This is a genomic window from Streptomyces sp. NPDC102279 (genome assembly GCF_044766365.1).
Lineage (GTDB): Bacteria > Actinomycetota > Actinomycetes > Streptomycetales > Streptomycetaceae > Streptomyces.
Window position 1 is genome coordinate 491714 of the sequence record NZ_JBIWLU010000005.1, and the last position, 21550, is coordinate 513263.

Genomic DNA, 21550 nt, shown 5'->3' on the forward strand with positions numbered 1-21550 from the left:
CCCGACGCCCGGGCCCTCGCGCGAGGGAGCCGGACGGGGTCTCCGTCCCGGCGGTCGCGGCCCCGGCGAGGGGCGTGAGCCCGGTGGGCCGGTTCGCACCCGTACCCTTGGGGCGTGACCAGCCCCACCCCCGACGCCCTCCTGGGCCCCGCCGACGTCCGCGAACTCGCGGCAGCCCTCGGCGTACGGCCCACCAAGCAGCGCGGCCAGAACTTTGTGATCGACGCGAACACGGTGCGCCGCATCGTACGGACCGCGGAGGTGCGGCCCGACGACGTGGTCGTGGAGGTGGGACCCGGCCTCGGCTCGCTGACGCTGGGCCTGCTGGAGACGGCCGACCGGGTCGTCGCCGTCGAGATCGACGACACCCTCGCGAGCGCCCTGCCCGCGACGGTGGCGGCGCGCATGCCGGAGCGGGCCGACCGGTTCACGCTGGTCCACTCGGACGCCCTGCAGATCCGGGAACTTCCGGGGCCGCCCCCGACCGCCCTGGTCGCGAACCTCCCGTACAACGTCGCCGTGCCCGTCCTGCTGCACATGCTCGACACCTTCCCGACCATCGAGCGCACCCTCGTGATGGTCCAGGCGGAGGTCGCCGACCGGCTCGCCGCCGCGCCCGGTTCGAAGGTGTACGGCGTGCCGTCCGTGAAGGCGAACTGGTACGCGGAGGTCAAGCGCGCCGGCTCCATCGGACGCAACGTCTTCTGGCCGGCGCCCAACGTCGACAGCGGACTCGTGTCGCTCACCCGGCGTGCCGAGCCGATCTCCACGACCGCCCCGAAGAACGACGTGTTCGCGGCGGTGGACGCGGCCTTCGCGCAGCGCCGCAAGACGCTGCGCGCCGCCCTCGCCGGATGGGCCGGTTCGGCCCCCGCGGCCGAGGCCGCGCTCGTCGCCGCCGGTGTCTCCCCGCAGGCCCGCGGCGAGTCGCTGACGGTCGAGGAGTTCGCCCGGATCGCGGAGAACCGCGGCGAGGCGAAGGGCGCGGACACCAGGAACGCCCGCCGGTACCGCCCCGAATCCGAGCGCGCCGAGCGCGCCGAGCACGCCGAGCACGAGGAGTCGACCCAGCCGTGACGGAGACGGTGACGGTACGCGTCCCTGCGAAGGTCAACGTCCAGCTCGCGGTCGGCGGCGCACGCCCCGACGGCTTCCACGACCTGGCCAACGTGTTTCTCGCGGTGGGTCTCTACGACGAGGTCACGGTCACCCCGGCCGACGAACTGCGCGTCACCTGCGCGGGCCCGGACGCCGGCCAGGTTCCCCTGGACCGTACGAACCTCGCGGCCCGTGCCGCTCTCGAACTCGCCCGCCGGTACGGCGTCGACCCCGCCGTCCACCTCCACATCGCCAAGGACATCCCCGTCGCCGGCGGAATGGCGGGCGGCAGTGCCGACGGGGCGGGCGCGCTGCTCGCCTGCGACGCGCTGTGGGGCACCAACGCCTCGCGCGACGAACTCCTCGACATTTGCGCCGAGTTGGGCAGCGACGTGCCGTTCAGCCTGGTGGGCGGGGCGGCACTGGGCACCGGCCGGGGTGAGCAGCTGCGTGCCCTGGAGGTCGGCGGGACCTTCCACTGGGTGTTCGCGATGGCCGAGCGGGGGCTGTCGACCCCGGCGGTCTTCCAGGAGTTCGACCGGATGCACGAGGGCGTCCGCGTGCCGGAGCCGGTCGCCTCGCAGGAGCTGCTGGACGCGCTGGCGAAGGGGGACGCCGCGGCCCTCGCGAGCACCGTCTCCAACGACCTCCAGCCCGCGGCCCTCTCCCTGTTCCCGGCCCTCGCCGACACCCTCGTCGCGGGCCGCTCGGCCGGCGCGCTCGCCGCGCTCGTCTCCGGCTCGGGACCGACCACGGCGTTCCTCGCCCCGGACGCGGTGACCGCGCGGACGGCCGCCGAGGCGCTGAGCGCGTCGGGCACCTGCCGATCGGTCCGCGTCACACGGTCCCCGGCACCCGGCGCGATGATTCTCGGCTGATCCGCGGTCCGGCCCCGGGCGGGCCGTGAGCGGGCCGGGAGCGGGCCGGGGGAGCGCGCGGGAGGGGACACCCGGCCCGCGGACTACCCTTGAGGGTCGATCGTCCCCCTTGTTCAGGAGAGAAATGGCCGTCAACCTGGTCAATGTCGAGTCCGTCAGCAAGGTGTACGGCACCCGTGCACTGCTCGACGGGGTCTCCCTCGGCGTCAGCGAGGGGGACCGCATCGGCGTGGTCGGCCGGAACGGCGACGGCAAGACCACCCTGATCCGCATGATCGCCAAGCTGGAGGAGGCGGACACCGGGCGGGTCACGCACTCCGGCAGCCTGCACACCGGGGTGCTCACCCAGCACGACTCGCTCGACCCCACGGCCACCGTCCGTCACGAGGTCATCCGTGACATGGCGGACCACGAGTGGGCGGGCAACGCCAAGATCAGGGACGTGCTGACGGGTCTTTTCGGCGGTCTCGACCTGCCCGGCTTCCCGCAGGGCCTCGACACCGTGATCGGCCCGCTCTCGGGTGGCGAGCGGCGCCGTATCGCGCTCGCGAAGCTGCTCATCGAGGAGCAGGACCTGATCATCCTCGACGAGCCCACCAACCATCTGGACGTCGAGGGCATCGCCTGGCTCGCCCAGCACCTGCGCGAGCGCCGCTCCGCGCTGGTCTGCGTGACCCACGACCGGTGGTTCCTCGACCAGGTCTGCACCCGGATGTGGGATGTGCAGAAGGGCTCGGTATACGAGTACGAGGGCGGCTACACCGACTACGTGTTCGCCCGCGCCGAGCGGGAGCGCATCGCCGCGACCGAGGAGGTCAAGCGGCAGAACCTGGTCCGCAAGGAGCTGGCGTGGCTGCGGCGCGGTGCGCCCGCCCGTACCTCCAAGCCGCGCTTCCGCGTCGAGGCCGCCAACGAACTGATCGCCGACGTGCCGCCGCCCCGCGACCAGAGCGAGCTGATGAGGTTCGCCAACTCGCGGCTCGGCAGGACCGTCTTCGAGCTGGAGGACGTGACGGTGCAGGCCGGGCCGAAGGTGCTGCTCAAGCACCTCACCTGGCAGCTGGGGCCCGGCGACCGGGTCGGACTCGTGGGCGTGAACGGAGCGGGCAAGACGTCCCTCCTGCGCGCCCTCGCGGACGCCGCCCGCAGCGACGGCGAACAGCAGCCCGTCGCCGGCCGGATCATCACCGGCAAGACCGTCAAACTCGCCTACCTCTCCCAGGAGGTCGGTGAACTCGACCCGAACCTGCGGGTGTTGCAGGCGGTCCAGGCCGTCCGTGACCGGGTCGATCTCGGCAAGGGGCGGGAGATGACCGCGGGGCAGCTCTGCGAGACGTTCGGTTTCAACAAGGAGAAGCAGTGGACGCCGGTCGGCGACCTCAGCGGTGGTGAGCGCCGGCGGCTCCAGATCCTGCGCCTGTTGATGGACGAGCCGAACGTCCTCTTCCTCGACGAGCCCACGAACGACCTCGACATCGAGACCCTCACCCAGCTGGAGGACCTCCTCGACGGCTGGCCCGGCTCCATGATCGTGATCTCCCACGACCGCTTCTTCGTCGAGCGCACCACCGACAACGTCTTCGCGCTCCTCGGCGACGGCACGCTGCGCATGCTGCCGCGCGGGATCGACGAGTACCTGGAGCGGCGCAAGAAGATGGAGGAGGTGGCCGCGGCCGCCGTCCTCGCCGCCGCCCCCGCCCCCGTCAAGGCCGCCTCCGCCGCCGACGCGCGGGCCGCCAAGAAGGAACTCCAGAAGATCGAGCGGCAGCTGGACAAGATGTCCGAGAAGGAGACCAAGCTGCACGCGCAGATCGCCGACAACGCCACGGACTTCGGGAAGGTCGCCCAACTCGACGCCGAACTGCGTGAGTTGACCGCGGAGCGCGAGGAGCTGGAAATGCGCTGGCTGGAGCTGGCCGAGGACGCGTGACCCCGGGGGCGCCCGCCCGGCGTGATCGTCGGGCGCGCACGGCCCACCGGGACGGCGTGCGCCTCCCGGTGGGCGCCCCCGTGTTCGGGAGAGCGCCCCTTCCCGAACCGGGGAGGAACCGCCTCACCGGATGATGAACCTCCCCTGCGCGTCCGGCGTGAAGGCCCCGTGAAGACGCGTAACGACGGCATCACAGCCCGGTCCTCCCTTGGGAACAGGGCGCGCACCGGCCCCCTGCCCGCGCCCCCCGCAGTGATAGAAAGAGCCGTCTGAGAACAGTCTGAGAACCACCGGGTGTGGCGGAGATCCAACGCCGCCGATGGGGCGCCACATCAGTGAAGAGGGGGAAGCGCTGATGAGTCAGCCGCCGAGTCAGCCGCCGCAGGGCGGGTTCGGAGCACCGCAGGACCAGCCGCCGACGGGCGGTTCGGGCACACCGCAGGACCCGCGCGCACAGGGCGGCTTCGGCGCACCGCAGAACCCGCCCGGCAATCCGCCGCAGAACCCTCCCGCCGGTCCGCCGCCGGCCACGCCCCCCAACACGCCGCCGCCGCCGCAGGGCGCGCCGCCGCCCCCGCAGCCCGGCTACGGATACCCGCAGCAGCCGGGACCGTACGGGCAGCCGCAGCAGCCCGGCCCGTACGGGCAGCCGCAACAGCCTCAGCAACCGGGCCCGTACGCGCAGCCCGGGCCCTACGGTCAGCCCGGCCCCTACGGATACCCGCAGCAGCAGCCGGGCTACGGCTACCCGCAGCAGCCCACGTATCCGGGCGGACCCGGCACCCCGCCGCCCGGCGGCTCGAAGAACCCGTTCAAGGGCAGGCCCGCGCTCGTCGTCGCGGCGGCCGTGGCCGCACTGCTCGTCGTCGGCGGCACCGTATGGGCTGTCACCAGCGATGGTGGCGACGGGAAGAAGCCGGTGGCCGAGGAGAGCCCGAGCCCGAAGACGTCCGCGTCGGACGACCCGGTCAACCCCGGCGACGGCAGCGGTGACGGCGGCGAGGACGAGGAGAACCTGAACGACGGCCGCAAGCCCGGCGAGGCGAAGGTGCTCTGGTACAAGTCGGCACCGGACGCGCCCGGTTCGGGTGCCGACGCCCCCGGCCTGTGGATCACCGGCAAGGCGGCGGTCAAGGCCGCGTACAAGCAGGTCTTCGCGTTCGACGTCGGCAACGGCAGGCCGGCCTGGGACGCGCTGACGTTCCCGCAGAAGATCTGCGCCGTCACCCCGCAGAAGACGTCCGACGACAAGGTCGTCATCGCGTACATGAGCGGCGCCGGCAGCAGCGCCAAGTGCAACCAGCTCCAGCAGGTCGACCTGAACACCGGCGCCAAGGGCTGGAGCGGCAAGGTCGCCGACGGCGGGCTGTTCGACAGCGCGCTCTCGATCGAACTGTCCATCACCGGCGACACCCTGACCGTCGGCCGCTCGATGTCCGGCACGGCGTACGACGTCTCCAGCGGCAAGAAGCTGTGGGACAAGGAGAAGTACGGCGCCGGCTGCTACCCGGCCGGGTTCGCCGGCGGCAGCAGGCTGCTCGCCGTCTCCTCCTGCGGCGCCGGCAGCGACACCGAGCACGACGAGGTGCAGGAGCTGGACCCCGCCACCGGCAAGGCGAAGTGGACCACGAGGATCGCCAAGGGGTGGAAGGTGCAGCGCGCCTACTCCGTGGACCCGGTCGTCCTCTACCTGACCAACGACGCGAAGAAGACGGTCAACGTCAGTGTCCTGAGCGACAGCGACGGCGCCATCCGCGCACAGCTCAAGAGCGACGACGGCTTCGCGCCCGAGTGCGGCTTCGCGATCCTCAGCCGCGACCTGACGGGCTGCTTCGGCGCCGTCGCCGACGCGAACACGCTGTACCTCCCGACCGACGAGAAGACCGGGGCCAACGAGGTCGTCGCGTTCGACCTGGCGACCGGCAAGGAGAAGTGGCGGGTCAAGTCCCCCGCGGACGCCACGATGATGCCGATGAGGACCGAGGGCGGCAGTCTCGTCGCCTACGTCGAGGCGTCGTACGACGGCGGCGGACGCGTCGTGTCCGTCCCGACGGCCGGCAGCCACAAGCCCACCACCCTCCTCCAGAACCCGCAGGGCACGGCGAACATCGAGAGCAGCTTCTTCTCGAAGGCCGTCGCCTACGTGGACGGGCGCTTCTACATCTCCACCACCCGGCTGACGGGCAACGACGAGGCGAAGGAGAAGCTGATGCTGGCTTACGGCAAGTGACCGCAGCCCGCCTCCCGTTCCCGCGCGCTCCCCGCGCGCGCCGGCCCGCCGCCCCTTCGTCCCCCGAGGTACCCACGCCATGAGCCAGCCGCCCCCGCCACCGCCGAACCAGCCCCCGTCGGACCAGCCCGAGCCGCAGGAGCCCCAGAAGGGCGGATTCGGGGCGCCCCAGGACCCGCCGCCCGGTGGGTTCGGCGCCCCGCAGAGCCCGCCCCCCGGTGGGTTCGGCGCCCCGCAGAGCCCGCCCCCCGGTGGGTTCGGCGCCCCGCAGAGCCCGCCCCCCGGTGGCTTCGGCGCACCCACGCCGCCTCCGCCGCCCGCGCAGGGCCCCGGCTACGGCTACCCGCAGACGCCGCCGCCCCCGCAGACGGCTCCGCCCGCGGCCCCGCCACAGCAGCCCTACGGCTACCCGCAGACGCCGCCCCCGGCCCAGCCGGGCTACGGCTACCCGGGCCGGCCGCAGAACCCGTACGGCGCCCCCGGCGGGCCCGGGCCCTACGGGTACCCGCAGCAGCAGACCATGCCGATGCAGCCGCAGGCTCCCCAAGGGGGCTCCGGCGGGGGGAAGTTCAACGCCCAGCTGGTCATCATCGTGGCGGCCGTCGTGGTCGTCGCGCTGATCATCGGCGGTGGTGTCTGGTACGCGAGCTCCTCCGGCAAGAAGGACGACAAGAAGACCTCCGCCGACTCGGGCGGCGGCACCGGTGGCAAGGGCGGCGACGGCAAGGGCACCGGCGGCACCTCGTCCAACGGAAAGGAGAAGGTGCCGGCCAGCACCGCCTCCAGCCCGCTGTTCCAGATCCCCGCGCCGGCCGTGCCCAAGGACGACACCAGCGTGACCACGGTCGGCTCCTGGCTGACCGACAAGGTGTACGCCAAGAGCGGTGTCGCCGAGATCAACGGCTACGACCCGGACTCCGGCAGCAAGACCTGGACGATCAAGCTCCCCGGCCCGGTCTGCCAGGCCAGCCGGCACACCACCGACTCCGACCGCACGGCGATCATCTACGAGCCCGCCATGCCCACCAAGGCGGAACCGTCGCACGGCTGCAGCCAGCTCGCCGCGATCGACCTCGACGCCGGCAAGAAGCTCTGGACGCGGACGATCAAGTCCGGTGACCAGCCGATCAACCTCGACAACGTGACGGTCAGCGGCAACACGGTCGCCGCGGGCAGCACCAGCGGCGGCGGCGCGTTCGACATCTCCACCGCCAAGTCGCTGTGGGCCCCGAAGTCCACGGACAGCTGCTACGACTCCGGCTACGGCGGCGGTCCGAAGCTGGTCGCGGTCCGCAAGTGCGGCGAGTACGGCAGCTCGCGCCAGCTGCACATCCAGACCATCGACCCGAAGACCGGGAAGGTGATCTCCGAGTACAAGATGTCGCCCGGCATCGAGTACGCGAGCGTCGTCTCCACCGACCCGCTGGTCGTCGCCGCCGACGTCGGCGACTCCGCCGGGGACGGCAGCGGCATCTCGGACTTCTTCTCCATCGACAACAAGACCGGCACGCTGCGCACGAAGATCTCCGCGCCCGGCAAGACGTACGCGGCCCGCTGCGACGGCATCACCAGGATCGAGTACTGCTCCTCGCTCGCCGTCGGCAACGACAAGCTGTACATCCCGACCGAGGAGCACGACGGTTCCGGCGAGTACAGCCGGACCAACGAGATCGTCGCCTTCGACCTTGCCACCGGGAAGCAGACCGGCCAGCGCGCGGACGCCGGCGACGGCTACACGATCACCCCGCTGCGCATGGACGGCACCAACCTCCTCGCGTACAAGCGGCCGCCGTACGACAAGGGCGGGCAGGTCGTCACGATCGACGGGGCCTCGTTCAAGGAGACCAAGCTCCTGGAGAACCCCGGGGACCAGTCGGTGCGCGACGCCGAGTCCAGCATGCTCCCGGAGTACGCCGAGATCCTCTTCCACGACGGGCACCTGTACATGTCCCAGGTCTTCGCGGACAAGCCGTCGACAACGGGCGACAAGGAGTACCTGGCGATCGCCTTCGGAACCAAGTAGCCCACGAAGCAGACTCTTTCTTTCGGTTGTCGTCGCGTATACGGCCTCGTCCCTGTTCAGGGGCGGGGCCGTACGCGTACCCCGCATCACTCCCTATTGGGAGAGAATTCGATATTCCGGGGCACTTCTCTCCAGTAGGGGAAGCGCAACGTCGAACAAGCGTGTAGCTTCCGGGGGATGGAGAGCCGGGGGGCTTCTCATCCACGGGGAACCAGTGGGGATGCTTGGGGGGACTGGGGGGTTGCCTGATGGGAGTGCGGCTCATGGTGGTCGATGACCACCGACTGCTGGCCGAGGCGTTGGCCTCGGCACTGAAGCTGCGCGGGCACCGGGTGCTCGCCGCGGCGGCACCCGCCGCGGGGGCGGCGGAGCTGGTGATCACCCGGGCGCCCGAGGTCTGCCTGATCGGCACCGCGACGCCGGCCGAGCCGGGCATCTTCGACCCGGTGGTGCGGATCAAGCGGGAGCGCCCCCAGGTGGCGGTCCTGGTACTCGGTCCGGTCCCCAACCCTCGGGGTATCGCCGCCGCGTTCGCCGCGGGCGCCTCCGGCTACGTGCGCCATGACGAGCGCATCGAAGGGGTCGAGCGCGCCATCATGAAGGCGCGGGCGGGCGAGGCCGCCGTCGCGCCGCAGCTGCTCCAGGGCGCCTTCAGCGAACTGCTCAACCCGGCGGCCCAGCCCGACGACGAGGGCCAGCGCCTGCTCCAGATGCTCACGCCGCGCGAGGTGGAGGTCCTCGTGCGGGTCGCGGACGGGGAGGACACCCGGCTCATCGCGGCCGGCATGGGCATCGCGCCCTCCACGGCCCGCACCCACGTCCAGCGGGTGCTGATGAAACTGGGGGTCGGCTCCCGTCTCGAAGCGGCGGCGCTCGCGGCCCGCACGGGACTGCTCGACCGCGCGGGCCCGATCCCCGCACCGGCGGCACCCCACCCTTCGGAGAACGACACCCCCTGAGGGCGCAGGGCCGTGGGGCCGTGGGGCGGTGAGGACTTGAGGTCCTCGGCCCGGCGGCCCCCGGTGGCCCGAGAGGGACTACGGGGCCGGGGGCTCGCCTCCGTCGAAGCTGGCGAAGTACGCGGCGGCCATGTCCTCGTCCCCGTGGCCCTGAGCGGCGGCGCGGGCGAAGCGTTCGGCGGTGGCCTCGGCGACATCGAGCCGGACGCCGTTCTCCCGCCCGGCCGCGACGATCAGCCGGGCGTCCTTCTCGGCGGTCGTGACGGCGAACGCCGCGGGGGACAGCCGCTCCTCCAGGACGAGCCCGGCCTTGGCGTGCAGATAGCCCATGTCGAGCGGCCCGCCGGCGATGAGGCCGAAGAAGTCCTGCGGGTCCACGCCGAGTCCCTTCGCCAGGGCGAGGGCCTCGCCGGTCGCGGCGGTGGCCGCGAGGACCCAGCTGTTGGCGACGAGCTTGAGCCGGGTGGCGCTGCCCGCCGCTCCGTCCTCCCCGGTCCACACGGTCCGCGAGCCGACCGCGTCGAAGACCGGCGTCACCGCGTCCCGCGCCGCCACCGGGCCCGCGGCCAGCACGGTCAGCTGACCGGCCTCGGCGGGGGCGCGTGTCCCGAGGACGGGGGCGTCGAAGAAGGCGAGCCCGTGCGCGCGGGCGAAGCCGGCGAGTTCCGCCACGGCGTCGATCCCGGCGGTCGTCGACTGCGCCCAGACCGCCCCGTCACGCAGTCCGGGCGCCGCCTGCCGCATCGCGTCGAGGGTGGCGGGCCCGTCGTACAGCATGGTCAGGACGACATCGGCGCCCCGCACGGCCTCCTCGGGCGACGCCGCGACGTACGCCCCGTCGGCGGCCAGCGGCTCGGCCTTGGCGGCGGTACGGTTCCAGACCCGGACGGTGTGGCCGGCCCGGGCGACGTTCCGGGCCATCGCGGCCCCCATGATCCCGGTACCGAGGACGCTGACGGTGAGTGTCTCGTTCATGGGGTCAGCCTTCCCGCTGGGCACGATTCATGCGCGACGCACCGCCCTTCGGCGGGTCAGGCGCCGTAGCCGTCCAGCAGGATCCGCCGGGCCACCCTCCTGCGGACGCCGGCGAGCTCCGCGGCGATGCGTCCCTCACGGTCGGCGTCGGAGACGACCGCGGCCGCAACGGGCGGTCCGATCAGCAGGGCCGTCTGGCGCAGCAGGGTCGGCGGGTGGGTGGAGTCGACGCTGTGTCCCCGCCGGATGCCCGCCCGGCGCCGGCGCTCGCGTTCGTGTTCCGGGACGGAATTCAGGTCGGCGGCCAGCCGCTCCCACAGTCCGTCGATCCGCTCGTCGTCGCGCCGGGTGCCGCCCGGTCCCCGCAGGGCGGATCCGTTGGCCTCGCGCATCAGCGTGACCTCGGCCGATTCGGAGACGAGCAGCCGGTCGAGGACCGCCACCGCGGCCTCGGTGGATCCGGCGCGGGCGGCCAGCCGGTCGGCGAGGTACTCGCGTACAGCGCCTGGTCCGGGCGGAGTTGGGGTTCCCTCCGGACCAGGCGTGTCGCCGGTGGATGCCTCGGGGCCGGGTTCCCTTGGGAACTCCGGCCCCGGACAAGGGGGGGTTGGTCCGGCGGAGCTACTCGGCCGGCGGGGTGGTCCCTTCCGGCGTGGCGTCCGGTGTGACGTCCGGGACCGGTGCGGACAGGGGGCGGAGCCAGAGCCAGGCCAGGAAGAACAGGCCGAGGAGCAGCATGCCGAGGCCGGTCCACAGGTTGATGTTGACGCCGTCCGCCTTGCGCAGGTCGGCGTCGGAGACCGTGATGCCGGCGATGGTGACGATGATGCCGTAGAGCACGAACAGGCCGCCGATGATGCGGCGGATGTCGAACAGCCGGGCGGCGGTCGCGGACTGCTTCTGAAGCTCCGTGACCTCGCGCTGGACGTCGCGTTCCGAATGGTCGGACATGATTTCTTGATTCTCCCTCGTCAGAACCCGTCGGACCTCGTCAGAGCGAGAACGGGATGTAGCAGGCGGCCGCAAGGATCACGGCGCCCCAGCCCAGCAGCGCCGGCCTGCGGTACCAGGCGTCGTCGCCGGCGGCCGGCGGCTCGGCCATGCCGGGGGAGCGGGTGCCGTAGACCAGGCCCTCCAGCTCCTCGGCCGGCTTCGGGGCGGTGAACAGCGACACCGCGACCATGACCACGGCACCGGCGACGAAGCCGGCGATCGCGGAGACGAAGTTGGCGCCCTGGTCGGACGGGAAGCCGATGATGCCCTGCTTGTAGAAGACGAAGTAGTTCACCATCGCGGCCGTCGTACCGGCCAGCAGTCCCCAGAAGCCCGACTTCACCGACGCGCGCTTCCAGAACATGCCGACGATGAAGACCACGAACATCGGCACGTTGAAGAAGGAGAACAGCGTCTGGAGGTAGCTCATGATGTTCGAGAACGACGAGGCCAGGAAGGCCGTGCCCATCGAGGCCAGGACGCCGATCACCGTGATCCCGCGGCCGAAGCGCACGTAGTAGGCGTCCTCGCGGTCCTTGACCACGTACCGCGCCCAGATGTCGGTCGTGAACACGGTGTTGAAGGAAGAGACGTTGGCCGCCATGCCCGCCATGAACGCGGCCAGCAGACCCGTCACCGCGATGCCGAGGACACCGTTCGGCAGCAACTCCTGCATCAGATACGGGATCGCGTCGTTGTACTGCAGATCCGAGCCGCTCGTGCCGATCTTCGGGACGAGGACGGCCGCCACCAGACCCGGGATCATCACCAGGAAGACGATGAAGATCTTCGGGTAGGCCGCGATGAGCGGGGTGCGCTGGGCCGCGGAGAGGTTCTTGGCGGACAGCGCGCGCTGCACCTCGGCGAAGTTCGTCGTCCAGTAGCCGAAGGACAGCACGAAGCCGAGACCGAGCACGATGGTCAGCCAGTTGGCGCCCAGCGGGTTGACGCTGCCGATGCCGGTCCCGCCCCAGGCCGTCGTGAAGTCGTGGCCGTGGGACTTGTCGAGCGAGTCCGTCAGGCCGTCCCAGCCGCCGACCCGCTTCAGGCCGAGCGCGGCGATCGGGATCAGCGCCGCGAGGATCACGAAGAACTGGAGGACCTCGTTGTAGATCGCCGAGGACAGTCCGCCGAGGGTGATGTAGGCGAGGACGAAGACACCGGCGACGACGATCGCCACCCACTGCGGCCAGCCGAGGAGCGCCTCGACGACGATCGCGAGCGAGTACAGGTTGACGCCGGCGATGAGGATCGCTGCGAAGGCGAACAGGATCGAACTCAGCAGGTGCGCGTACTTGTCGAAGCGCAGGTAGAGGAACTCCGGCACCGAGCGGACCTTGGAGCCGTAGTAGAACGGCATCATCACGAGGCCCAGGAAGACCATCGCCGGGATGGCGCCGATCCAGTACCAGTGCACGGTGTAGACGCCGTACTGGGCGCTGTTGGCCGCCATGCCGAGGATCTCGGTGGCGCCGAGGTTGGCCGAGATGAACGCGAGGCCGGTGATCCAGGCGGGGAGCGAGCGCCCGGAGAGGAAGAAGTCGAGGCTCGTCTTGACCGAACGGCGGGCCGCGAAGCCGATGCCGAGGACGACCACGAAGTAGATGCCGAGGATCGTGTAGTCGAGTGCGTTCGTGGGGAGCCGCAGCTCGGCGGCCAGCACGCTGCCCGATGGCGGGAGATATGTGGGGGACTGCATCAGAACTCGCTTCGTCGCGTGAACGTATCGAACCGGAACCTACGCCGCCGCTTCTAAGAAATGAACACTTCCGATGGTGTCCTTTGTTTGATTGTGATGTTGACGGCGCTGGTGCCTTGTGGTTTGTTATGTTCGGTTATGTTTGAAGGTTTGATCGGGTGTGGATGGGGAGTCCGACAGTGAAGAAGACCTCGACCCGGCTCGCCGACGGTCGTGAGCTCATCTACTACGACGCACGGGACGACCAGGTCCGCGACGCGGTGGACCGGCGTCCGCTCGACCCGACCGTCACCACCTCCGAGGTGCGCCGCGACGCGCTGCTCGGTGACGCGGTCGCGATCGCCTCGCACCGCCAGGGCCGCACCTACCACCCGCCGGCCGACGAGTGCCCGCTGTGCCCGTCCTCGGGCGAGCGGCTCAGCGAGATCCCCGACTCCTCGTACGACGTCGTGGTCTTCGAGAACCGTTTCCCCTCGCTGGCCGGCGACGCGGGCCGCTGCGAGGTCGTCTGCTTCACCTCCGACCACGACGCGTCCTTCGCCGATCTGACGGAGCCGCAGGCGGCACTCGTGCTGGAGGCGTGGACGGACCGCACGGCCGAACTGTCGCATCTGCCCTCCGTGGAACAGGTCTTCTGCTTCGAGAACCGCGGCGCCGAGATCGGCGTGACACTCGGTCACCCTCACGGGCAGATCTACGGCTACCCCTTCACCACGCCGCGTACCGCCCTGATGTTGCGGTCCCTCGCGGCGCACAAGGAGGCGACCGGCGGCGGGAACCTGTTCGACGAAGTCGTCGCGAAGGAGCTGGCGGACGGTTCACGGGTCGTCCTGTCGAGTGACCACTGGGTCGCCTTCGTGCCGTACGCCGCGCACTGGCCCTACGAGGTCCACCTGTATCCGCGCCGCCGCGTCCCCGACCTGCTCGGCCTCGACGAGGGGGCACGCACAGAGTTCCCCCAGGTCTATCTGGAACTCTTGAGGCGCTTCGACCGGATCTTCGACGGGCCGGACGGTGCGAAGGACGGGGCGAGCGGGTCCCCGACGCCGTACATCGCGGCCTGGCACCAGGCCCCCTTCGGCCCGCTCGACGAGTTCGAGGGCGTCAACCGCGACGACTTCGCACTCCACCTCGAGCTTTTCACCATTCGCCGCACTTCCGGCAAGCTGAAGTTCCTCGCGGGTTCCGAGTCCGGCATGAGCGTGTTCATCAACGACGTGCCGCCGGAGACCGCGGCTCAGCGACTGCGAGAGGTAGCGAGTTCATGAGTGGGAAGTACCTGGTCACCGGTGGAGCCGGCTATGTGGGCAGCGTGGTCGCCCGCCACCTGCTCGAGGCGGGCCACGAGGTCACCGTCCTCGACAACCTCTCGACGGGATTCCGCGAGGGCGTCCCCGCCGGCGCCGCCTTCGTCGAGGGCGACATCCGCGACGCCGCCAAGTGGCTGGACTCCTCGTACGACGCCGTCCTGCACTTCGCCGCGTTCTCCCAGGTCGGCGAGTCCGTGGTGAAGCCCGAGAAGTACTGGGACAACAACGTCGGCGGCACCATGGCGCTGCTCGCCGCGATGCGCGACGCCGGGGTGCGCAGGCTCGTCTTCTCCTCCACGGCCGCGACCTACGGCGAGCCGGAGACCACCCCGATCGTCGAGTCCGCGCCGACCCGCCCCACCAACCCCTACGGCGCCTCCAAGCTCGCCGTCGACCACATGATCACCGGCGAGGCCGCCGCCCACGGACTGGCCGCGGTCTCGCTGCGGTACTTCAACGTGGCCGGCGCGTACGGCGACAGCGGTGAGCGGCACGACCCCGAGTCGCACCTCATCCCGCTGGTCCTCCAGGTCGCCCAGGGCCGCCGCGACGCCATCTCCGTCTACGGCGACGACTACCCGACCCCGGACGGCACCTGCATCCGCGACTACATCCACGTCGCGGACCTCGCCGAGGCGCACCTGCTGGCGGTCGCCGCCGCCTCGCCCGGCGAGCACCTGATCTGCAACCTCGGCAACGGCAACGGCTTCTCCGTCCGCGAGGTCGTCGAGACCGTGCGCCGGGTGACCGGACACCCGATCCCCGAGGTCGTGGCACCGCGCCGCGGCGGCGACCCGGCGGTGCTCGTCGCCTCCGCGGAGACCGCCCGGGAGCGGCTCGGCTGGAACCCGTCCCGCGCGGATCTCGCGGGCATCGTCGCGGACGCGTGGGAGTTCGCACAGAACGTAGCGAAGGGATAGCAGGTGGAGCAGGTGGGGGTACGTGAGGGCTTCGAGGAGCTGTACGGGGCCGCGCCCGAGGGCGTGTGGGCGGCACCGGGCCGCGTCAACCTGATCGGCGAGTACACGGACTTCAACGAGGGGTTCGTGATGCCGCTCGCGCTGCCGCACACGGCGGTCGCGGCGGTGTCCCGCCGGTCCGACGGGGTGCTGCGGCTCAACTCGGCGGACATCGACGGCCCCGTCGTCGAGCTGCGGGTCGACGAACTCGTGCCGCGCTCGGACACCGGCTGGGCCGCGTACCCGGCGGGTGTCGTGTGGGCGCTGCGCGAGGCCGGCCACGCGGTCGGCGGCGCGGACATCCACCTCGCCTCCACAGTCCCCACCGGCGCCGGCCTGTCCTCCTCCGCCGCCCTGGAGGTCGTCACGGCCGTCGCCCTCGACGAGCTGTACGGCCTCGGCCTCAGCCGCCCCGAGCTGGCCCGTGTCGCGCAGCGCGCCGAGAACGACTTCGTCGGCGTGCCGTGCGGCGTCATGGACCAGACCGCGTCGGCGTGCTGCACCGAGGGCCACGCCCTGCACCTCGACTGCCGGGACCTGTCGATCCGGCAGGTCCCCTTCGACCTCGCCTCGCAGGGGCTCGAACTCCTCGTCGTCGACACCCGCGTCAAGCACGCGCTGGGAGACGGGGCGTACGCGGAGCGGCGCACGGGCTGCGAGGAGGGGGCCCGTCAACTGGGCGTCTCCCACCTGCGGGACGTCACCTTCGAAGGTCTCGAAGCGGCGCTCGGCCGGCTGTCCGACGAGCGGGTGCGCCGCTACGTCCGGCACGTCGTCTCCGACGACCACCGGGTGGAGCGGGTCATCGCGCTGCTGGACGCCGGCGACGTCCGCGCCATCGGGCCCGTCCTGACGGACGGCCACACCTCGCTCCGGGACGACCTGCGGATCTCCTGTCCCGAGCTGGATCTCGCTGTCTCGGCTGCGAACGCCGCGGGAGCGCTCGGCGCACGGATGACCGGTGGTGGTTTCGGGGGCTCCGCGATCGTGCTGCTCGAATCCACCGACGTGGACTCGGTCGGCAAGGCGGTCGTGGAGGCGTTCACGGCGGCGGGCTTCACGAGCCCGCGGATCTTCCCGGCCGTTCCCTCGGCGGGGGCCCGGCGGATCGGCTGAACCCCGGCTCGTTTCTCCCCCGTTGCCCCTGCCCGTCCGGTACCCGGGGGCTCAGCCCCCTGGGGCCCCGCTCCTCAGACGCCGGACGGGCTGGAACGTTCGCCGGACGGGCCGGAACCCGTCCAGCGCTTCGTCAGGGTGTACTCCGTGATTCCCGGCGGGTAGTCGGGGATCACGGAGACCACCTCGTAGCCCTGTTTGCGGTAGAAGTCGGGGGCCTGGAAGTCCCAGGTCTCCAGGCGGGCCGCGTCGCAGCCGCGCTTGCTGGCGGCCCGTTCGGCCTCGGCGAGGAGCCGGCTGCCGAGACCGGTGCCGCGTCGGTGGCCGTCGACCCACAGGTAGGTGACGTGGAGCCAGGTCGTCCACGTGTGCCCCACCAGCCCGCCGGCCAGGTCACCCGCCTCGTCCAGGGCCCACAGCTGGAGCGGACGCTGACGCTCGCCCGGGGTCCCGCGCAGCGCGCGCAGCACCGGGGACGCCGCCGTGTTGGTCTCCAGCAGCCGCCGACGGAGCAGATCCCGACGGTCTTTGTCGTCTCCTGTCTCGATACGAAACATACGGCTCACCATAAACGCGCTGGCCAACCAGTTCTGCAAATTGCCTTCCGCTCCCCGCCCCCGCCCGTACCCTGATGAGCAGTGCCGGTGGGGGCCGGTGCTGATCAGGGGGCGAGACAGTCGGGTACGACGCCCGAAGTGGGGGTAGCACTTCCAGCACGGCGGCGGCCGTGCGGCTGCGGCACCCCGCTTCCGGGTCGCAAGCTGACTCGGGATCACTTCGGGCACCGTACCCGTACCGACCGTCCCCCGACAGTGGGGGTTTGAGTGGTTCGCATCCGAGTACTGGTCGTCGACGATCACCGCATCTTCGCCGAGTCGCTCGCCGCAGCTCTCGCGGCCGAGCCCGATGTCGACGTGTCCGCGGCAGGCAGCGGGCCCGCCGCGCTGCGCTGCCTCGAACGCGCCGCGGCCGAGGGCCGCCGCTTCGACGTGCTGCTCGTCGACGCCGACCTGGGCGGCAATCTGCCCGGCATGCGTCCGGCGGTGCCCGTCCAGGCGAGCAACGAGGACGGCCTGGTGGACGGCATCTCGCTGGTCGCCGGCGTGCACACCGGGCAGCCGGGCGTCCGCACCGTCGTCCTGGCGGAGAAGGACGACCCGCGCCGGGCCGCGCTCGCCCTGCAGGCCGGCGCCTCCGGCTGGGTGGCCAAGGACTGTTCGCTGTCCCGGCTGCTCACCGTCATACGGGGTGTCCTGCGCGACGAGACGCATCTGCCGCCCGCCCTGCTCACCGGGGTGCTGCGGGAGCTGACCGCCGCGCGCAAGCACCGCACCGAGAGCGAGCGGCTCGTGGAGTCGCTGACACCCCGTGAGCGCGAGGTGCTGCGCTGCATGGTGGCCGGACTGGGCCGCAAGGCCGTGGCGGAGCGGCTGTTCCTCTCCCCGCACACCGTCCGCACCCACATGCAGAACGTGCTCGGGAAGCTCGGCGTGCACTCCACCCTCGCCGCCGTGGCCCTCGCCCGGCGCGCCGGCGTCGGCCCCGTCGACCTAACCGGGGATGTTGTCGAACGGGGCGGTCAACTGGCGTAGCAGCCCGGCCAGCTCACCGCGCTGCCCGCGGCTCAGCTCCGCGAGGATTGCCCGCTCCTGTTCGAGCAGCCCGGCCAGCGCCTGGTCGGCACGGTCGCGGCCCTCCTCGGTGAGCCGGACGAGCACGCCTCTGCGATCGCTCGGGTCCGGGAGACGCTCCACCAGGTCCTTCTTCGTCAGGCGGTCGATGCGGTTCGTCATCGTGCCCGACGTGACCAGCGTCTGCGTGAGGAGCTGTCCGGGGGAGAGCTGGTACGGGGATCCGGCGCGCCGCAGTGCCGTCAGGACGTCGAACTCCCAGGGCTCCAGGCTGTGCTCGGAGAACGCCAGCCGGCGCGCGCGGTCCAGATGCCGGGCGAGCCTGCTCACCCGGCTGAGTACCTCCAGCGGTTCCACGTCGAGGTCCGGGCGCTCCCGGCGCCACGCAGCGACCAGCCGATCGACCTCGTCCTCCATGACGATCAGTGTAGTGGTTGTGTCGACATGAAGTCTCTTGATGTGGAGTCTCTTGACGTCAAGAGACTTTATGGGTGAGGCTGGAGCAACGGAACGGCCGCCCCCGGCATCCCGCCCGGCGCCCGCGACCGCTCCGCCGACCTGCGAGGAGACCCGCCCATGGCAGCCGCCGCCCCCACCTGGGACCCCCACCAGTACCTGCGCCACGCCGCGCACCGCGCCCGCCCCTTCGCCGACCTGCTCGCCCGGGTCACGGACCTCCCCGCCGACCCCGCCCGCATCGCCGACCTCGGCTGCGGCCCCGGCAACGTCACCGTCCAGCTCGCCGAACGCTGGCCCACCGCCCACATCACCGGCTACGACAACTCCGCCGAGATGCTCGCCAGGACCGAGGAGTACGCCGGGCCCACCCTGGGCGGCGGGCGCCTCGACTTCGCCCACGCCGACCTCACCGACTGGGCGCCCACCGAGACGTACGACCTCATCGCCTCCAACGCCGCCCTCCAGTGGGTGCCGGCACACCTGGAGGCGCTCCCCGGCTGGCTCGACGCCCTCGCGCCCGGCGGCACCCTCGCCGTCCAGATGCCCGACAACATCGACGCGCCCCTGCACGTCCTCATGCGCGACCTCGCCGGCTCCGCCCGCTGGAAGAACCGCCTCGCGGACGTCCTGCGCGCCACCGACTCCGTCCACGACCCGCTCGTCTACCTCGACCGCCTCGAAGCCCTCGGCTGCACCACGGACATCTGGCAGACGACGTACATGCAACTCCTGAACGGACCCGACGCCGTGCTCGACTGGGCCAAGGGCACCGGGCTGCGGCCCGTCCTCACCACCCTCGCCGACGACCCCGAGGCCCGCGACAGCTTCCTCACCGCCTACCGTGACCTGCTGCGCGACGCCTACCCCGAGCAGTCCTACGGCACCGTCCTGCCGTTCCGCCGGCTCTTCGTCGTCGCCCGGAAGAAGGGCTGATGCTCACCGCCGTCGACCACGTCCAGCTGGCCGCCCCACCCGGCTCCGAGGACCGGCTGCGCGCCTACTACGTCCACGGCCTCGGGATGACCGAGACACCCAAACCGCCCGCCCTCGCCGCCCGCGGAGGCTGCTGGTTCCGGGCCGGAGCCGTCCAGCTCCACCTCGGCGTCGAAACCGGCTTCCGGCCCGCGAAGAAGGCGCACCCCGGACTCCGGGTCACCGGCATCGACGCCTGCGCCGCACGGATCGCCGCCACCGGCGCACCCGTCACCTGGGACGACGCGCTGCCCGGCCACCGGCGCTTCTTCTCCGAGGACCCCGTAGGCAACCGCCTCGAATTCCTCGAACCCCTCCCGGACGGGACCGCCACAGGGGAGCGGTCCCGCCCGGGAGAACAGCCCTAGGCCTTCCGGTGCCCGATCAGCCGGGGCTTCGGCTCCAGCCCGTCCAGACCGTGCCAGGCCAGGTTCACCAGATGCGCCGCCACCTCCGCCTTGCGGGGCTTGCGGACGTCCAGCCACCACTGCCCCGTCAACGCGACCATGCCCACCAGGGCCTGCGCGTACAGGGGAGCCAGCTTCGAATCGAAGCCGCGGCTCTTGAACTCGCGGCCCAGGATGTCCTCCACCTGGGTGGCGATGTCCGAGATCAGCGACGCGAACGAACCCGTCGACTGCGGGATCGGGGAGTCACGGACCAGGATCCGGAAACCGTCCGTGTACTCCTCGATGTAGTCCAGAAGAGCGAAAGCCGCCTGCTCGCACAGCTCCCGCGGATGGCCCGCCGTCAGCGAACTCGTCACCATGTCCAGCAGCCGGCGCATCTCCCGGTCCACCACCACCGCGTACAGGCCCTCCTTGCCGCCGAAGTGCTCGTACACCACCGGCTTGGACACCCCGGCCTTCGCCGCGATCTCCTCCACCGACGTGCCCTCGAACCCCTTCGCCGCGAACAGGGTGCGGCCGATCTCCAGCAGCTGCTGACGGCGCTCCGCGCCGGTCATACGGGTGCGGCGCGCGCGCCGCGGCTTCTCACTGCTGCCTGAGGTGCTGCTGGAGTCGGTCGCCACGCCGTCAATCATGCCGCTTCAGCGGATTCCGTCTCGCGCCGGGAGCCGTTCCCGTCGCTGTTCCGGCGGGAATCGAGACGCGAGCGGGACGGCCACCGCACGTCGTACGCCCAGCCGAGCTGCTCGCACCAGCGGATGATCCGCGCCGAGGAGTCGATCTGGCCACGGTCCACACCGTGCCGCGCCGACGTCGGGTCGGAGTGGTGCAGGTTGTGCCAGGACTCGCCGCACGACAGCACCGCCAGCCACCACACGTTGCCCGATCGGTCGCGCGACTTGAAGGGGCGCTTGCCGACCGCGTGACAGATCGAGTTGATCGACCAGGTCACATGGTGCAGCAGGGCCACCCGGACGAGGGAGCCCCAGAAGAACCCGGTGAACGCCCCCCACCACGACATCGTCGCCAGACCGCCGATCAGCGGCGGCAGGGCCAGCGAGAGCAGGGTCCAGAAGAGGAACTGACGCGAGATCGCCCGGATCACCGGGTCCTTGACCAGGTCCGGCGCGTACTTCTCCTGCGACGTGCGCTCCTCGTCGAACATCCAGCCGATGTGCGCCCACCACAGGCCCTTCAGCAGCGCCGGGACCGTCTCGCCGTACTTCCACGGCGAATGCGGGTCACCCTCCGCGTCCGAGAACTTGTGGTGCTTGCGATGGTCGGCGACCCAGCGCACCAGCGGCCCCTCCACCGCCATCGAGCCCGCGATCGCGACCGCGATCCGCAGCGGCTGCTTCGCCTTGAAGGAGCCGTGCGTGAAGTAGCGGTGGTAACCGATCGTGACGCCGTGGCAACCCAGGTAGTAGAAGAAGACCAGCAGGCCGAGATCCAGCCAGCTCACCCCCCACCCCCAGACCAGCGGCACCGCCGCGAGCAGCGCGACGAACGGAACGGCGATGAAGCCGAGAAGCGTGAGCTGTTCGAGGGACCCCTTCTTCTCACCGCCCAGCGTGGCAGCGGGAAGCCGGGTGCCGTCGTCGTCCGCCTGTGGGGCGTCGTCGATCACATCGGAACTCGTGGTCATGGGCGTCCCCTGTGGGGTTCGAAGGTGATGAAGGGCGGGGAAGAGAGTCCGGGCGCGGCCCCCAGGGTCCACCCGTCGACCGACGGGAGTCCCTACGGGTCCGTAACCTACGGCGTCGTAAGTATGTCAGCGCGCAGCCCGGCGGCAAGAGCCCGACAGCCTGCGCGTCCGCATGGACACCTATCCTTGGAGTCGGTCGGACAGCGCGGTCCGTTCTGATTTCTTCCCGGATGCCTCCTCGCCGAGCGGCAGCCGCCGCGCGG

General features: G+C 71.4%; 20 protein-coding genes. 12 read left to right on the forward strand and 8 right to left on the reverse strand.

Annotation, left to right across the window (positions count from 1 at the left end):
* Nucleotides 1-114: 114 nt before the first annotated feature.
* The 6 genes from rsmA to ACIRQH_RS15060 all read left to right on the forward strand — a co-directional run bounded on the left by rsmA (nt 115) and on the right by ACIRQH_RS15060 (nt 9118).
* Complete coding sequence (gene rsmA / locus ACIRQH_RS15035) at nt 115-1077, forward strand: 16S rRNA (adenine(1518)-N(6)/adenine(1519)-N(6))-dimethyltransferase RsmA (RefSeq protein WP_404226062.1); 963 nt, start codon at nt 115-117, stop codon at nt 1075-1077.
* Complete coding sequence (locus ACIRQH_RS15040; protein WP_358817526.1) at nt 1074-1976, forward strand: 4-(cytidine 5'-diphospho)-2-C-methyl-D-erythritol kinase; 903 nt, start codon at nt 1074-1076, stop codon at nt 1974-1976. The genes rsmA and ACIRQH_RS15040 overlap by 4 nt, the downstream gene beginning before the upstream one ends.
* Before the next feature lie 124 nt (nt 1977-2100).
* Nucleotides 2101-3906 (forward strand): ABC-F family ATP-binding cassette domain-containing protein, encoded by a 1806-nt coding sequence (locus ACIRQH_RS15045; protein WP_388874447.1) that lies wholly within the window; start codon nt 2101-2103, stop codon nt 3904-3906.
* Nucleotides 3907-4261: 355 nt separating this feature from the next.
* A complete protein-coding gene (locus ACIRQH_RS15050) occupies nt 4262-6136 on the forward strand; it encodes a PQQ-binding-like beta-propeller repeat protein (RefSeq protein ID WP_404226066.1) in 1875 nt (624 codons plus the stop codon).
* 79 nt (nt 6137-6215) lie between these two features.
* Nucleotides 6216-8159 (forward strand): PQQ-binding-like beta-propeller repeat protein, encoded by a 1944-nt coding sequence (locus tag ACIRQH_RS15055; protein WP_404226068.1) that lies wholly within the window; start codon nt 6216-6218, stop codon nt 8157-8159.
* Nucleotides 8160-8407: 248 nt separating this feature from the next.
* Nucleotides 8408-9118: a LuxR C-terminal-related transcriptional regulator gene (locus tag ACIRQH_RS15060; protein ID WP_388874440.1), complete on the forward strand. Its 711-nt coding sequence runs from the start codon at nt 8408-8410 to the stop codon at nt 9116-9118.
* 78 nt (nt 9119-9196) lie between these two features.
* Here the strand turns inward: ACIRQH_RS15060 and ACIRQH_RS15065 are convergent, their stop codons facing one another.
* The 4 genes from ACIRQH_RS15065 to ACIRQH_RS15080 form a co-directional block, all read right to left on the reverse strand.
* A complete protein-coding gene (locus tag ACIRQH_RS15065; RefSeq protein WP_388874437.1) occupies nt 9197-10093 on the reverse strand; it encodes an NAD(P)-dependent oxidoreductase in 897 nt (298 codons plus the stop codon).
* A gap of 56 nt (nt 10094-10149) precedes the next feature.
* Nucleotides 10150-10536 carry a hypothetical protein gene (locus tag ACIRQH_RS15070; RefSeq protein WP_388874434.1) on the reverse strand — a complete coding sequence of 129 codons (387 nt, stop codon included), beginning with the start codon at nt 10534-10536 and terminating at the stop codon, nt 10150-10152.
* A 178-nt stretch (nt 10537-10714) separates the two neighbouring features.
* Nucleotides 10715-11044 (reverse strand): hypothetical protein, encoded by a 330-nt coding sequence (locus tag ACIRQH_RS15075; RefSeq protein WP_358817533.1) that lies wholly within the window; start codon nt 11042-11044, stop codon nt 10715-10717.
* Nucleotides 11045-11084: 40 nt separating this feature from the next.
* Nucleotides 11085-12785 carry a sodium:solute symporter family protein gene (locus ACIRQH_RS15080; protein WP_358817534.1) on the reverse strand — a complete coding sequence of 567 codons (1701 nt, stop codon included), beginning with the start codon at nt 12783-12785 and terminating at the stop codon, nt 11085-11087.
* A 179-nt stretch (nt 12786-12964) separates the two neighbouring features.
* Between ACIRQH_RS15080 and galT the strand changes: the two genes are divergently transcribed.
* Genes galT through galK form a run of 3 tightly spaced genes read left to right on the forward strand, consistent with a single transcriptional unit; the run spans nt 12965 to nt 16170 of the window.
* A complete protein-coding gene (gene galT / locus ACIRQH_RS15085) occupies nt 12965-14053 on the forward strand; it encodes a galactose-1-phosphate uridylyltransferase (protein WP_358817535.1) in 1089 nt (362 codons plus the stop codon).
* The gene (galE, locus tag ACIRQH_RS15090) at nt 14050-15015 is read left to right on the forward strand and encodes a UDP-glucose 4-epimerase GalE (protein WP_358817536.1); all 966 of its coding nucleotides are present in this window, start codon (nt 14050-14052) and stop codon (nt 15013-15015) included. The genes galT and galE overlap by 4 nt, the downstream gene beginning before the upstream one ends.
* Before the next feature lie 12 nt (nt 15016-15027).
* Nucleotides 15028-16170 carry a galactokinase gene (galK, locus tag ACIRQH_RS15095; protein WP_388874509.1) on the forward strand — a complete coding sequence of 381 codons (1143 nt, stop codon included), beginning with the start codon at nt 15028-15030 and terminating at the stop codon, nt 16168-16170.
* 74 nt (nt 16171-16244) lie between these two features.
* Here galK and ACIRQH_RS15100 read toward each other — a convergent pair whose 3' ends face one another.
* A complete protein-coding gene (locus ACIRQH_RS15100; protein ID WP_358817537.1) occupies nt 16245-16739 on the reverse strand; it encodes an N-acetyltransferase in 495 nt (164 codons plus the stop codon).
* Nucleotides 16740-16994: 255 nt separating this feature from the next.
* Here ACIRQH_RS15100 and ACIRQH_RS15105 point away from each other — a divergent pair, with 255 nt between their 5' ends.
* Nucleotides 16995-17762 carry a response regulator transcription factor gene (locus ACIRQH_RS15105; protein ID WP_358817538.1) on the forward strand — a complete coding sequence of 256 codons (768 nt, stop codon included), beginning with the start codon at nt 16995-16997 and terminating at the stop codon, nt 17760-17762.
* On the opposite strand, the gene ACIRQH_RS15110 is transcribed toward ACIRQH_RS15105, so the two are convergent.
* On the reverse strand, nt 17721-18218 hold the full coding sequence (locus ACIRQH_RS15110; protein ID WP_164373996.1) for a MarR family winged helix-turn-helix transcriptional regulator: 498 nt from the start codon (nt 18216-18218) through the stop codon (nt 17721-17723). The genes ACIRQH_RS15105 and ACIRQH_RS15110 overlap by 42 nt on opposite strands.
* Nucleotides 18219-18377: 159 nt before the next feature.
* On the opposite strand from ACIRQH_RS15110, the gene ACIRQH_RS15115 reads away from it, so the two are divergent.
* Together ACIRQH_RS15115 and ACIRQH_RS15120 are read left to right on the forward strand one after the other, a co-directional pair.
* Nucleotides 18378-19193, forward strand: a complete 816-nt coding sequence (locus tag ACIRQH_RS15115) for a trans-aconitate 2-methyltransferase (RefSeq protein WP_388874427.1) — start codon at nt 18378-18380, stop codon at nt 19191-19193.
* Complete coding sequence (locus ACIRQH_RS15120) at nt 19193-19600, forward strand: glyoxalase (protein ID WP_358817540.1); 408 nt, start codon at nt 19193-19195, stop codon at nt 19598-19600. The genes ACIRQH_RS15115 and ACIRQH_RS15120 overlap by 1 nt, the downstream gene beginning before the upstream one ends.
* Here ACIRQH_RS15120 and ACIRQH_RS15125 read toward each other — a convergent pair.
* Nucleotides 19597-20277: a TetR/AcrR family transcriptional regulator gene (locus tag ACIRQH_RS15125; RefSeq protein ID WP_355872386.1), complete on the reverse strand. Its 681-nt coding sequence runs from the start codon at nt 20275-20277 to the stop codon at nt 19597-19599. The genes ACIRQH_RS15120 and ACIRQH_RS15125 overlap by 4 nt on opposite strands.
* The gene (locus ACIRQH_RS15130; RefSeq protein ID WP_358817541.1) at nt 20274-21287 is read right to left on the reverse strand and encodes a fatty acid desaturase; all 1014 of its coding nucleotides are present in this window, start codon (nt 21285-21287) and stop codon (nt 20274-20276) included. The genes ACIRQH_RS15125 and ACIRQH_RS15130 overlap by 4 nt, the downstream gene beginning before the upstream one ends.
* Nucleotides 21288-21550 lie beyond the last annotated feature (263 nt).